The sequence below is a fragment of the Dactylosporangium sp. NPDC005555 genome, assembly GCF_040605635.1.
Classification (GTDB): Bacteria; Actinomycetota; Actinomycetes; order Mycobacteriales; family Micromonosporaceae; genus Dactylosporangium.
This window is the reverse complement of the sequence record NZ_JBEXDG010000003.1, coordinates 336,256-348,206: the sequence shown is the minus strand read 5'-3', so window position 1 is coordinate 348,206 and position 11,951 is coordinate 336,256. Positions and strand designations below refer to the sequence as shown.

10 protein-coding genes are annotated in these 11,951 nt (G+C 72.4%); 7 read left to right on the top strand and 3 right to left on the bottom strand.

Annotated elements, in window-relative coordinates; all coding sequences use genetic code 11:
- Positions 1-81: 81 nt before the first annotated feature.
- Positions 82-1,194, bottom strand: coding sequence for a polysaccharide pyruvyl transferase family protein (locus ABZS58_RS05910; protein WP_354778024.1), 1,113 nt, complete (start codon positions 1,192-1,194; stop codon positions 82-84).
- A gap of 84 nt (positions 1,195-1,278) precedes the next feature.
- On the opposite strand from ABZS58_RS05910, the gene ABZS58_RS05905 reads away from it, so the two are divergent.
- The 5 genes from ABZS58_RS05905 (at position 1,279) to ABZS58_RS05885 (ending at position 8,010) form a co-directional block, all read left to right on the top strand.
- Positions 1,279-2,295 carry a potassium channel family protein gene (locus ABZS58_RS05905; RefSeq protein ID WP_354778022.1) on the top strand — a complete coding sequence of 339 codons (1,017 nt, stop codon included), beginning with the start codon at positions 1,279-1,281 and terminating at the stop codon, positions 2,293-2,295.
- Positions 2,292-3,065 (top strand): hypothetical protein, encoded by a 774-nt coding sequence (locus tag ABZS58_RS05900; protein WP_354778020.1) that lies wholly within the window; start codon positions 2,292-2,294, stop codon positions 3,063-3,065. The genes ABZS58_RS05905 and ABZS58_RS05900 overlap by 4 nt, the downstream gene beginning before the upstream one ends.
- A 474-nt stretch (positions 3,066-3,539) precedes the next feature.
- Positions 3,540-4,040, top strand: a complete 501-nt coding sequence (locus tag ABZS58_RS05895) for a sigma-70 family RNA polymerase sigma factor (protein ID WP_354778052.1) — start codon at positions 3,540-3,542, stop codon at positions 4,038-4,040.
- The gene (locus tag ABZS58_RS05890) at positions 4,037-5,014 is read left to right on the top strand and encodes a hypothetical protein (RefSeq protein ID WP_354778018.1); all 978 of its coding nucleotides are present in this window, start codon (positions 4,037-4,039) and stop codon (positions 5,012-5,014) included. The genes ABZS58_RS05895 and ABZS58_RS05890 overlap by 4 nt, the downstream gene beginning before the upstream one ends.
- Before the next feature lie 89 nt (positions 5,015-5,103).
- A complete protein-coding gene (locus ABZS58_RS05885) occupies positions 5,104-8,010 on the top strand; it encodes an RICIN domain-containing protein (protein WP_354778016.1) in 2,907 nt (968 codons plus the stop codon).
- Here ABZS58_RS05885 and ABZS58_RS05880 read toward each other — a convergent pair.
- Positions 8,007-8,894 (bottom strand): pirin family protein, encoded by an 888-nt coding sequence (locus ABZS58_RS05880; RefSeq protein ID WP_354778014.1) that lies wholly within the window; start codon positions 8,892-8,894, stop codon positions 8,007-8,009. The two genes, ABZS58_RS05885 and ABZS58_RS05880, sit on opposite strands and share 4 nt — an antisense overlap.
- Before the next feature lie 56 nt (positions 8,895-8,950).
- On the opposite strand from ABZS58_RS05880, the gene ABZS58_RS05875 reads away from it, so the two are divergent.
- Positions 8,951-9,517: a hypothetical protein gene (locus tag ABZS58_RS05875; RefSeq protein WP_354778012.1), complete on the top strand. Its 567-nt coding sequence runs from the start codon at positions 8,951-8,953 to the stop codon at positions 9,515-9,517.
- 58 nt (positions 9,518-9,575) lie between these two features.
- On the opposite strand, the gene ABZS58_RS05870 is transcribed toward ABZS58_RS05875, so the two are convergent.
- A complete protein-coding gene (locus ABZS58_RS05870) occupies positions 9,576-10,595 on the bottom strand; it encodes an ROK family protein (protein WP_354778010.1) in 1,020 nt (339 codons plus the stop codon).
- 91 nt (positions 10,596-10,686) lie between these two features.
- Between ABZS58_RS05870 and ABZS58_RS05865 the strand changes: the two genes are divergently transcribed.
- Entirely contained in the window at positions 10,687-11,946 is a 1,260-nt protein-coding gene (locus ABZS58_RS05865; RefSeq protein ID WP_354778008.1) for a hypothetical protein, read from the top strand.
- Positions 11,947-11,951 lie beyond the last annotated feature (5 nt).

Genomic DNA, 11,951 nt, shown 5'->3' with positions numbered 1-11,951 from the left:
CCGTCGCCTCCGCTTCGCTCCAGCGCCGACCTGAGCCGGAACTGTCACATGATGAGCGGCCCGAGACGCTCCGCTGGCCGCTCATGCCGCCACCTTCGTCCGGTCGAGCTGCGCCCCGAGGCGGCGGCCCGTCTCGGTGGCCCGCTGCTTCAGCGCCGCGACCCGTGACGCGGTCTCCTCCAGGCGCTGCGGCCGCTCGTCCCACAGCCGGTCGACCTGGGCGAGCAACGGGCCGGCCGCCTCACGGACCACGCCGCGCGGCACAGGCGCGCCGATGCTGGAGGCGAAGTCGAAGACCTTCCCCGCGTACGGCAGTGCCAGCAGCGGTACCCCGGCCAGGGCGGCGAACATCAGGAAGTGCAGCCGCATCCCGACCGCCAGGTCCAGGTGCTTCATCAGGTCGAGGATCTGGCCGGGCCGGTACTCACCGTGCAGCACCCGGCAGTGCTCGGCCGCCGTCATCCGGGCGAGGACGGCGTGGGCGTGCCGGATGTCGGAGCGCTCCATCGGCACGAACAGCAGCGACGCGTCGAGCCGGTGCACGAGGAAGTCGCCGACGTGGGCGAGCAGCTGGTGGTACCCGTCGGCGTCCAGGTGCTGCGCGGCGCGGCCCGGCTCGCGGACGCTCATGCCGACGACGCGGCGGCCGGGTGGCAGCGAGTCGCGCAGCAGGCCGACGTCGAACTCCTCCGGGGCCAGCAGCAGCGCCGGGTCGGCGGTGACCGACACCCGGCAGGTCACCCCGGCCTCCTCGAGCGCGACCCTGGACTCCTCGTCGCGGACGGTGACCTCGACCGCCCGGGCGAGCACGTCCCGCGCCATCGCGCAGTCGATCTCCTCGGTGAGCGGGCCGGCGCCGAGGGCGTACGCGAAGACCGGCACCCGTTGCTCCTGCGCCGTGCGGACCACCCGTAGGTAGCGGCGGGCCTCCGTGTCGTACAGGATGCCGCCACCACCGAGGATCAGCAGGTCGAGCCGCCGCACCTCGGCCGCGGTCCGGTCCCGGCTCACCCCTTCCCACGGCGCGACCTCGACGTCCGGGTGGGCTGCCGCGGTGTGCCCGGGCTCACGGGAGAACACCAGGACGCCCACGTCCGGCCGTCGTGCGCGCAGGTCGGCGAGGACGCTCGTCAGGATCGCCTCGTCGCCGAGATTGCAGCCACCGTACGAGCCGAGCACGCCCACTCTCGTCATGGGCGCTCGCTACCCAGCGCCGGTCCTGTCATACCTGGCACGTATGGTGGGTTTCGACCATTCAGCAATCCGTGGGCGGGGCACGTGATCCAGTTTCCGGCAGTGCGGCGGGGTCCCCTCCGGGCGATCAGCGCCCGGCTCGGGTTCGCGGTCCTGCTCGTCTCCGCGATCGTCCTGGTCATTTTCGTCGACCGCGGCGGCTACCGGGACGTCAACGAGGACGGTCTCACCCTCCTCGACTGCTTCTACTACGCGGTCGTCACCCTCTCCACGACCGGCTACGGCGACATCACCCCGGTCTCCGATTCGGCCCGCCTGGCCAACATCCTGATCATCACCCCGGCCCGCGTGCTGTTCCTGATCATCCTGGTCGGCACCACCCTCGAAGTCCTGACCGAGCAGTACCGCACCAACCTCAGGTTGCAGCGGTGGAGGAAGCGCGTGAAGAACCACGTCATCGTCTGCGGCTACGGCACGAAGGGCCGGGCGGCCGTCGGCACCCTGGTGGAGAACGGTCTGGACCGCTCCCAGGTGGTCGTGGTGGAGACCAACCCGGCCGCCGTCCGCCAGGCGCAGTCCGACGGGCTCGTCGTCGTCGAGGGCTCCGCGACCCGCTCCACGGTGCTCAAGGAGGCCAGGGTCGAGGACGCCAAGGCCATCATCATCGCCACCGACAGCGACGACGCGTCGGTCCTGGTCACCCTCACCGTCCGCCAGCTGACCGCCGGCAAGGTCTCGATCATCGCCGCCGCCCGCGAGGCGGAGAACGCGCCCCTGCTGCGCCAGTCCGGCGCTCACCACGTGATCGTCTCCTCCGCCACCGCCGGCCGGCTGCTGGGCCTGTCCACGACCGCTCCGCCGCTCATCGAGGTCGTCGAGGACCTGCTCACCCCCGGCCAGGGCATGGCCCTCGCGATGCGCTCCGCCCGCCGCGACGAGGTGGGCTCCTCCCCCCGCGAGCTGACCGAGCTGGTCATCGCCCTGTTCCGCCGCGGCAAGGTCCTCTCCCTCGCCGACCCCGAGGGCACCACCATCCAGACCGGTGACATGGTCGTCTACGTCCGCGACGACCGCCCCCAGGCCGTCCCCGCGATGCCGTGACCCGTTCCGCGGCGGTTGTGTCGCTGCTGGTCGGGGTGCTGGCGGGGTGGCTCGCCGGTGGTGGGCGTGCGCGGCTCGTGGTGCTGGGCCGGCGGGTCGGGGCGGTCGCGCTGGTCCTGGTCGCGGCGCTCGGTCAGGCCTCGCCCGCCGCGGCGCACGGGGGTGCTTCGGTCACGATCCACTCGGACGGGCGCGGTTCGGTGTGGATCACCGCGCAGTGGCAGGACGGTCACCCGATCAACGAACCCACCCCGGTGACCCTGACCGCCACCCTCGCCACGCCCGCCTCCGGGACCCCGGGTGCCCCGGGTGCCTCAGAGACCCGGGCCACCTCGGGCACCGCGCCCGCGCCATCGGGGGCGCCGGGTGCCGCATCCGCGTCTGCGTCTCCTGGGACGGGTGCCGCACCCGGGGGGAGCGGGCAGGCGACGCAGATCGTCGGGCAGAAACTGACACAGACCGGCGACGAGCGCGGCACCCAGACCTGGAGCGGCGTCCTGCCCCCTGGAGCGTGGCGGGTGGCGATCGACCTCGGCGCACCGGTCGAAGGCCACTGCCAGGCACTGGTCCCGTCCGCACCAGGGACCGCCGCGACCGCGCAGCCGGTCGAGGTCGCGTGCCTGATCGCGGCCACCGGCGCCACCGGGCCGGCCGCGGAACCCTCCTCGACGGGCGGCAGCCTGGTCCCGCTCTGGGTCACCCTCGGCGTGCTGCTCGTCGGGGGCGCGATCGCCGCCGAGTTCGTCGTGCGCCGCCGCCGCACCAAGTAGCCCGGGACCGCGACCAGCCAGCGGCACGTCCGCCCGCTGGAGGAAGCCGCACCCGCCGCCGTGCCGGATGCGCATCATCCAGCAGAGGTCGTGCGCTCTGCCAACCGGAACACTGGACTACCTGGTGGATCGCTGTGGTCAGGAGAACAGCGATCCACCAGGTAGTTGGGGCCTCGGCACGGCAGTCACGGTGACCCGGCAACCCGTCACGGAAGCATCGGCTGGGCGAACGCCCGCCACGACCGGTCCGGGCGCGACGGGCGCCGCAGTGCGGAGGGCTGTGGATGACCGAGGCTGCCGAGGCGCGGTGGGACTTAGATGTCTGTCACTGTGTGGGACGGGTGGCGAGGCGGGGGGCCGGCCGGCGGGAACGGGCGCTACGCTTCCCGCGTGACTGGAGAGGACGGCGTGGTGGCTGACCCGGCCAGGGATCCGAGCCACGACCGGCGCCCGGATCCTGCGACGGTCGCGTTGCTGGCCGCGCGCGGTGGGGACCGGGCCGCGGCCGCCGTGTTCGTCAGAGCTACGCAGCCTGAGGTGTGGCGGTTCGTGGCGGCGCTCGTCGGGGCGCATCACGCCGACGACGTGACCCAGGACACATACCTGCGCGCGTTCCGGGCGTTGCCCGAGTTCGCCGGGCGGTCGTCCGGGCGGACCTGGATCCTTGCGATCGCGCGGCGGGCCTGTGCCGACCACGTCCGGGCCGCGGTGCGGGGGCGCAGGCTCGAAGCGCGGGTCGCGGCGGAGCCCGAGGAGCTCGCCAGGGCCGACCACGCCGGGTTGCACGCGGCCGCCGACCTGGTCGCGGGGTTGCCGGCCGAGCGACGGGTGGCGTTCGTGCTGACCCAGGTGCTCGGGTTGTCCTACGCGGAGGCCGCCGAGATCGAGGACGTCCCCGTCGGCACGATCCGGTCCCGGGTCGCCCGGGCCCGCGCCGACCTGGTCGCCGCCATCGCCGCCGCGCGAGCCGGATGACGCTCGACACGGCCCGCAGCACGGTGACGAAAGTCCTGGTGGCGGTGCTCCTCGGCGTCGTCGCGGCGGTCGGGCACGGCACGCCGGCACGGGCGCACGGGGCCGATGCGCCCGTCGCGCTCGGGTACGAGGTGAGCGTCGACACGGTGTCGGAGCCGGGTGTGACCGTCCGGGCCGTCGAAGGGGGCGCCCGGCTGGAGCTGCGCAGCGCCTCGCCGAGGACGGTCGTGGTGCTCGGCAGACAGGGGGAGGCGTTCCTCCGCGTCTCGCCGGACGGGGTGGACGAGAACCGGCGGTCCTCGACGTGGGCGGCCAGCCGCACCCTCACCGGCGTCGTCGACGGCACCGCCGACCCCCAGGCGCCGCCCGACTGGCGCCGGGTGTCCAAGGAGCGGGTCGTGCGCTGGCACGACGAGCGGGCCAGGGAGCTGCCCGCCCGCGCCTGGAGCGTCCCCCTCGAAGTGGACGGCACGACGCCGGGCATCATCCGGGGCACGATCCGCGCCGCGAACCCACCCGGGACCGGCTGGTGGTGGTCGGGTGCGCTCCTCGCCGCGGTCGTGATCGGGGCCTTCGCGCACCGTTCGCGGGTGGCGCTGGCGGTCGTCGCCGCGGTGGCCGGTGGGGTCGTCGTCGCGTGGATCGTCGTCGGCGCGGGACTGGCCACCTCGCCTGCCGAGAATCTCGCCACGCAGCTCCTCGCCCGGCTGTGGCCGCTGCTCACCGGCCTCGGTGTCCTGGCGGCGGCGGTACTGCAGGCGCTGCGGAAACCGGTCGCCGGCATCGTGACCGCCATCGCCGGGGCGTGCCTGGCGGTGATGACCGGGTTCGCCGACGCGGCCGTGTTCAGCAACGGCAGCCTCGCCGGGCCGGGCTGGGGAAGATGGGCGGTCGCGGTGGCGCTCGGCGGAGGGCTCGGGCTCCTGGCTGCCGGAGCGCTGCGCTGGTACCGCACACCGGTCGAGGATAAATAAACAAAAGTCAACGGGTTCTTTCATAAAAGCGCGTTTCTGCGCATAATCGGGCATCGATGTTCCCCGCCAGGAGCAAAGGAGTCCGGTCCATGGACCGCAGAACGTTCGTCGCGAGCGGTGTCGCCCTCACAGGTGGCGCGATCGCCCTGTCCACCAGCGTCGCCAGCCCCGCGGGTGCCGCGGTGCGGACGGCGAAGACCGTCACGCCGGGTGCGCGGGGCGGTCACTACTGGCCGAACCTCGCCCCGTTGAAGGCCACCGCCTTCCTGAAACTTCCGCCGGGCGCGGTCCAGCCCCGCGGCTGGCTCCGCACACAGCTCAACATCGAGGCCGACGGGCTCTGCGGCCGCATGCCGGAGGTCTCGGACTACCTGCAGCTCAACAACTGCGGCTGGGTCGACAAGACCAAGGGCGCCTGGGAGGAACTGCCCTACTGGCTGCGCGGCTTCGGTGACCTCGGGTACGTCACCGGCAACACCCGCATCCTGACCCTGGCCCGCCAGTGGATCGACGGGATCATCAACAACCAGGGTGCCGACGGCTTCTTCGGGCCGAACGCCCTGCGCACGTCATTGGAGGGCGGCCCGGACTTCTGGCCGCACATGCCGCTGCTGGACGCGATCCGCTCGCACGCGGAGTACAACGAGCGCAACGGTACGCCGGACAACCGGGTCAACACGTTCATGCGCAAGTACTTCCAGTTCCAGAACGCGCAGCCCGCCGCCGTGTTCAACCGTAGCTGGGCCGCCCTGCGCTGGGGCGACAACATCGACAGCGTGTACTGGCTGTTCAACCGTACCGGCGAGACCTGGCTCCTCGACCTGGTCCGCAAGATCCACGCCGGGTCCGCCGACTACACCAACGGCATCCCCAACTGGCACAACGTGAACCTCGCCCAGGGCTTCCGCGAGCCGGCCCAGTTCGGCCTGCTCGACCCGGACCCGAAGTTCCCCGCCGCCACCTACCGCGACTACGACACGGTCATGGGCCTCTACGGCAACTTCCCCGGCGGTGGCTTCGCCGGCGACGAGAACTGCCGGCCCGGCTACACCGACCCGCGGCAGGGCTTCGAGACCTGCGGCATCGTCGAGTTCATGCACAGCCACCAGATGCTCGCCCGGATGACCGGCGACTCGGTCTGGCTGGACCGCTGCGAGGACCTCGCGTTCAACATGCTGCCCGCCTCGCTCGACCCGGCGCAGCAGGGCATCCACTACATCACCTGCGCCAACAGCATCGGGCTGACGGACGCGACCCTCACGCAGGGCCAGTTCCAGAACAACTTCCCGATGCTGGCGTACATGCTGGGCATCCACAACTATCGCTGCTGCCCGCACAACTACGGCATGGGCTGGCCGTACTACGCGCAGGAGCTGTGGTTCGCGACCTGGGACAAGGGCCTGTGCGCGGCCATGTACGGCAACTCGCAGGTGACCGCGAAGGTCGGCGCCAACGCCACGACCGTGACCGTCACCGAGGACACCGACTACCCGTTCAGCGACACGATCACGCTGAGCATGGGCACCCCGGGTGCGGTGGCGTTCCCGCTGTACCTGCGAGTGCCCAAGTGGAGCAACGGCGCGGTCGTGCGGGTCAACGGCACCGTCGTCACCGGCACCGTCGAGCCGGGCTCGTTCGTCATCGTCGACCAGACCTGGAACAACGGCGACAAGGTCACCGTCACGCTGCCGATGCGCACCACCGTGCGGACCTGGGCGAAGAACGGCAACGCGATCAGCGTCGACAACGGCCCGCTCACGTTCTCGCTGTCGATCGCGGAGCGCTGGCGGCGCATCGGCGGCACCGACGCGTGGCCGGCCAACGAGGTGTACGCCGACTCGCCGTGGAACTACGGGCTGCTCATCGACCCGGCGAACCCGCAGGCGACGGTGACCCGCAAGCCGGGTGCCCTGGCGGCGAACCCGTTCACCCGCGACGGCGCGCCCGTCTCGCTGAGCGTCACCGCCCGGAAGATCCCCAACTGGCAGGCGGACGCCGAGGGGGTCGTGCGCACGCTGCAGCAGAGCCCGGCCCGATCCGCCCAGCCCAACGAGACCGTGCAGCTGCTGCCGATGGGCGCGCAGCGGGTCAGGATCACCACGTTCCCGCGGGTCAGCGACGGCGCCGACGCCGTCGAGTGGGTGCTGCCGGCGACCCCGTCGGCGTCGCACTGCTGGAGCGGCGACTCGGTCGCGGCGATCAACGACGGCAAGGTGCCCAGCAGCTCCGCGGACCAGTCGATCCCGCGGATGACGTTCTGGGACCACCTCGGCACCAGCGAATGGGTCCAGCTGACCTACGCGAGCGCGATCACCACGAACGCGGTGTCGGTCTACTGGTTCGACGACACGGGCACCGGCCAGTGCCGCACGCCCCAGTCGTGGCAGGTCCAGTACCGCAACGCGAGCGGCGCCTGGGTGCCGGTCAGCGGCGCGTCGGCGTCCGGGACGGCGACGAACACGTTCAACCGGGTGACGTTCACCGCCGTCAGCACCACCGCGCTGCGGCTCGCCGTGCAGCTCAAGGCGGGCGTGTCGGCGGGCATCCTGGAGTGGCGCGTCGAGGGCACGACCACGCCGATCGCCTGGAAGCGGATCCAGAACAGGAACAGCCTGAAGGTCCTCGGCGTCGACGGCATGTCGACGGCGAACAGCGCCAACGTCGTGCAGTACGACGACAACGGCACCGCCGACCACAACTGGCGGCTCGTCGACGCCGGCGGCGGCTGGTTCAAGATCGTGAACCAGAACAGCGGCAAGATGCTCGCCGTGCAGAACATGTCGACGGCCAACAGCGCCCTCGTCCAGCAGTTCGAGGACAACGGCTCCGCCGATCACCTGTGGCGGCTCATCGACAACGGCGACGGCTGGGTGCGCATCCAGGTGCAGCACAGCATGAAGGTGCTCGGCGTCTCGGGCATGTCGACGGCCAACTCGGCGCAGGTCGTGCAGTTCGACGACAACGGCACCGCCGACCACCTGTGGCGACTGCTCTAAGCGACGCGGTGCCTCGGCAGGAGCCGGGTCATGGGCAGGGCGGGGGCCGGCAACGGCTCCTGCCCGCCGGGCACCACCCCGAACCGGTCCGAGCCGGCCTGCCACTCGTCGCGCGCCGCCACGATCTCCTCGTGGGAGCGCGCGACGAAGTTCCACCACATGACCAGGTCCTCCTCCAGGGGCACCCCGCCGATCAGGAACAGCCGGCCGGCTCCCTCGAACCGCAGCGCGGCGCGCCCTTCGGGGATGTGCAGCAGCGACCCGGGCGGCACGTCGAGGCCCTCGACCCGCACCGCGCCGCCGGTGACCACCACCCCATGCTCAAATGCCGGATCTATCGTGATCTCGGCGGGTGTACGGGCGGCGACGGTCACCTCGGCGCCGAGGAGAGGACTGTGCACGACGGCCGGCGAGCTGACCCCGCCGAGGGATCCGACGGCGACGGTCATCCGTACACCTGGCGCCGACGCGACCGGGAGATCCTCCAGGTGCTCGAAGCGCGGCGCCTGGTCGCGCGAGCCGGCGGGCAGCGCCACCCACAGCTGCACCCCGTGCAGCAGCGGCGGTTTGGCGGCGGGGGAGTCCTCGGAGTGCGCGATGCCCCGCCCCGACGTCATGATGTTGAGCTGGCCGGGGCGGATCAGCTCGTCGGAGCCGAGACTGTCGCGATGCCGGATCTCCCCGTCGAAGAGCCAGGTCACGGTCTGCAGCCCGATGTGCGGGTGCGGCGGGACCCGCATCCCCGGCTTCCCGGTGACCTCCTCCGGCCCGAAGTGGTCGAGGAAGCACCACGCGCCGACGGTCCGCCGGACCTTGTTCGGCAGCGTCCGCCGCACCACCGAGTACCGGCCCAGCGGCACGTCCCGGCCTTCGAGGAGTTCCATCGTCCGATTCTCTCTCCACGGCCCGGCAGCAACCACAGACCGGTAATTTGTCCGGTGTGATGGCATTGGTGGTGGCGGTGCTCGCGACGCTCGTCGCCGGTGCGGCCGTGTTCCTCGCCTTTCAGGCGCTCAAGGGCGTCCGGCGCGCCGTGGCCGCGGCCGCCGACCTCCTTGCCGCGTATCAGCTGGCCGAGGTGCGCGCCGACGCCGAGCGGGTGTGCGCGTGGGCGGTCAGCGAACGCGAGACCTTCGAGAAGATCATCACGCGGGGCGTGGTGGGTGCCGCGATCCGCAACGCCGGGGGTACTCCCGTCTACGACCTGGAGATCGTGTTCCGGGACCCGCCCGCCGCGTGGACCGCGCTCCGGCGGGTGCGGATCGTGCCGCCGTCGGAGCAGCCCGAGGTGTACGCCGGGTTCGACGAGGAGCACACCGACGGGCCGGTCGAGCGGGACAGGATCAACGAGGACGGCACGATCCGGCTCGCCCCGTCCGCCGACATGCACGTCGAGCTGCGCTTCACCGACAGCCGGGGCCGCCGCTGGCAGCGCGACGACCACGGCATCCTGACCCAGGCCGGCGAGAACGTCGCCCGCGCCCCGGCGCCCGTCGAGGCCGCCTGAGCCCTACAGGCTGGCCGCCGCTGCGATCGCCGCGCCGCTGTGTCTCGCAGCGCACGCCCTACAGGCTCGCCGCCGCCGCGATCGCCGCGCCCCGGGCGCCGGCCATGTCGCGGTCGGGGACCAGGGCGAACGTGGCGACCGCCGCCTGCTCCTCGCGCAGCAGCGTGTATTCCCGCACCTTCGCCAGGAACCACTCCCGGAAGTGCGGGGCGGCCTCGACGACACCGCCGCCGACGAAGTAGCAGTCGGGGTCGGTGAAGTTGGCGGCGATCGTGAACAGCCGGCCCAGGCCCATCGCCTGCTGGTCGAAGATGCGCAGCGCCAGTTCGTCGCCCTGCTCGGCGAAGGACCGGACCTGCTTCGCGGCGGCCCGGACCGTGTCGGCGTGGTGCAGCGGGTGGTCCGGGAAACGGGTCAGCCAGTACGGCAGCAGGTTGCGCACGATGCCGGTCAGCGAGCTGACGCTCTCCACGTCGCCGAGGAACCCGCACCCGCACGACGGCAGCGGCTGCCCCTCCTCCAGGAGGCCGTGCATCGGGATGTGGACGTGGCCGAGCTCCCCGGCCATGCCGGCGGCGCCCTTGATCACGCTGCCCTGCTCGATGACACCGCCGCCGAGGCCGGTGCCGACGATCGCGGACACCGAGGACCGTTCGTTCGCGTCGGCGCCGAAGTGCAGGTGGTGCGCGTAGAGCGCGGCGGCGTTGCCGTCGTTGTTGTAGACGACGGGCAGCCCGAGCCGCTGCTCCAGGGCGCCGCGGAAGTCGAAGCCCCACCAGGCCTGCTGGGAGAAGTTCGTCGAACCTTTCGAGGAGATGACCCCGTCGGCGGTGGCCGGTCCCGGCGTGTCCAGGCCGACGGCGGCGACCCGCTCCCGCTCGATCTTGGTCACGGCGAGGATGTTGTCGAACGCCCCTGCCAGGGCCTCGACCGCGATCGCCGGCCCTTCCAGGACCCGGCTCGGCACCTCGACCAGGCCGTCGACGAGGAACGCCCCGTCGTGGGAGAGCACCGTCGCGTTGTTGGCGGTGCCGCCGTTGTCCAGGCCGACGACGACCCAGTCCTCCACGTTCCCCATCGGTCCTGCTCCTCACCGAAGTCTCAACATGAGCGGCGAACACGGTACCGCACCACGTACCGGCGCGGTCCCTTCGATCGTTAGGAACCTCATGGCGGATCGGCGGCTGGTCGTGGCCGTGGCAATGGTCGTGGCGACGGTGGCGCAGGGGCCGGCCGGTGGGTTCGTCTACGACGCGGCCCGCTACTTCAACGGTTCTCTGGCCCTGTTCACGGACGCGGATCCGGTCCGTGAGGGCGACCTGGACTTCCGTGGGGTGCTGACCAGCGTCGTCCACGCGCCCGCCGCCCTCGCTGAGCATCTGCTGCCGGGCGCCGGCCGGTATGCGGTCCTGGCGGTCAACGCCCTGCTCGTGGCGGTTGTCGGGGCGTTCCTGCTGCCCGGGATCGCCGGCGACCGGGCCGCCGCGGTGTGGGTGTGCGCGCCGCTGACCTGGCTCGTCGCCGCGCGGTTCGCGCCGTATCCGCTGATGGACCTGCCCGCCGTCGCCGCGTTCCTGACCGCGGTGTGGCTCGCGCTGCGAGAGCCTGTCCGATGGTCCCTGCCGCTGGCGGGGCTCGCCGCCGGTGTGACGCTCAACCTGCGCCCCGCGTATCTGCTGCCCCTGGCGGCGCTGGGCGGGATCGTCGCGGTGACCCGCCGGTGGCCGGCGGCATGGTTCGCGGCCGGGGTCCTGGCCGGGTCGCTGCCGCAGGTGGTGTTCAACCTGGCCCGCGGTGCGGCGCCGGGGCTGACCCCGCCCGGCACCGCGGGGCTCGCCGGGTTCCAGGCCGGGTACGCGTCCTACGTCGTCCGCTACGACACGATCGAACCCGCCGCCGGTGCGCCGCAGCAGTTCTACTGCGACCCGTCCCTCGCCGGCGCGGTCGCCGGGCACCCGGTCCGATCGACGGGCGGGCTGATCGAGGCACTCGCGACCAACCTGCCCGGCTCCGCGCTGTTCCTCGTCCAGAAGGTGGCGGCAGCGCTCGCCTGGTCCCGCTCGACGCCGTACAGCACCACGGCGACCGCCGAACACTATGAGCTCGCCGTCCCGGTCGTCCTGATCGCCGTCGTGGGTGTCGCCGCCGCCTGCCGCACCCCCGGCGCACGTTGCCTGGCGGTCCTCGCGGCGGCCGTCTGCGGCTCGCTGATGACCTCGGCCACCGAGACCCGGTTCGCACTGCCGCTGGTGCTGCTCGGTGTCGCCGGCTGCGCCCTGCTCGTCGCGGCCCCGCGCCCGAAACCGCTCAGGTTCGCCGCGGTGGTGCTGTTCGCGAGCGCCGCGCTGTTCGCGGCGGCCGCGCTGGGCGTCGCGCATCCGCTGCCGCCCGGACCGGCGACCGCGGCCGCGTGTGCCGCGAACGGGTGATCAGG

What these genes read in the sequence shown, in the direction of transcription:
- ABZS58_RS05870 (WP_354778010.1), bottom strand. Translation starts at nt 10,595, where the DNA reads ATGGGGAACGTGGAGGACTGGGTCGTCGTCGGCCTGGACAACGGCGGC.
- ABZS58_RS05885 (WP_354778016.1), top strand. Translation starts at nt 5,104, where the DNA reads ATGGACCGCAGAACGTTCGTCGCGAGCGGTGTCGCCCTCACAGGTGGC.
- ABZS58_RS05890 (WP_354778018.1), top strand. Translation starts at nt 4,037, where the DNA reads ATGACGCTCGACACGGCCCGCAGCACGGTGACGAAAGTCCTGGTGGCG.
- ABZS58_RS05910 (WP_354778024.1), bottom strand. Translation starts at nt 1,194, where the DNA reads ATGACGAGAGTGGGCGTGCTCGGCTCGTACGGTGGCTGCAATCTCGGC.
- ABZS58_RS05880 (WP_354778014.1), bottom strand. Translation starts at nt 8,894, where the DNA reads ATGGAACTCCTCGAAGGCCGGGACGTGCCGCTGGGCCGGTACTCGGTG.
- ABZS58_RS05865 (WP_354778008.1), top strand. Translation starts at nt 10,687, where the DNA reads ATGGCGGATCGGCGGCTGGTCGTGGCCGTGGCAATGGTCGTGGCGACG.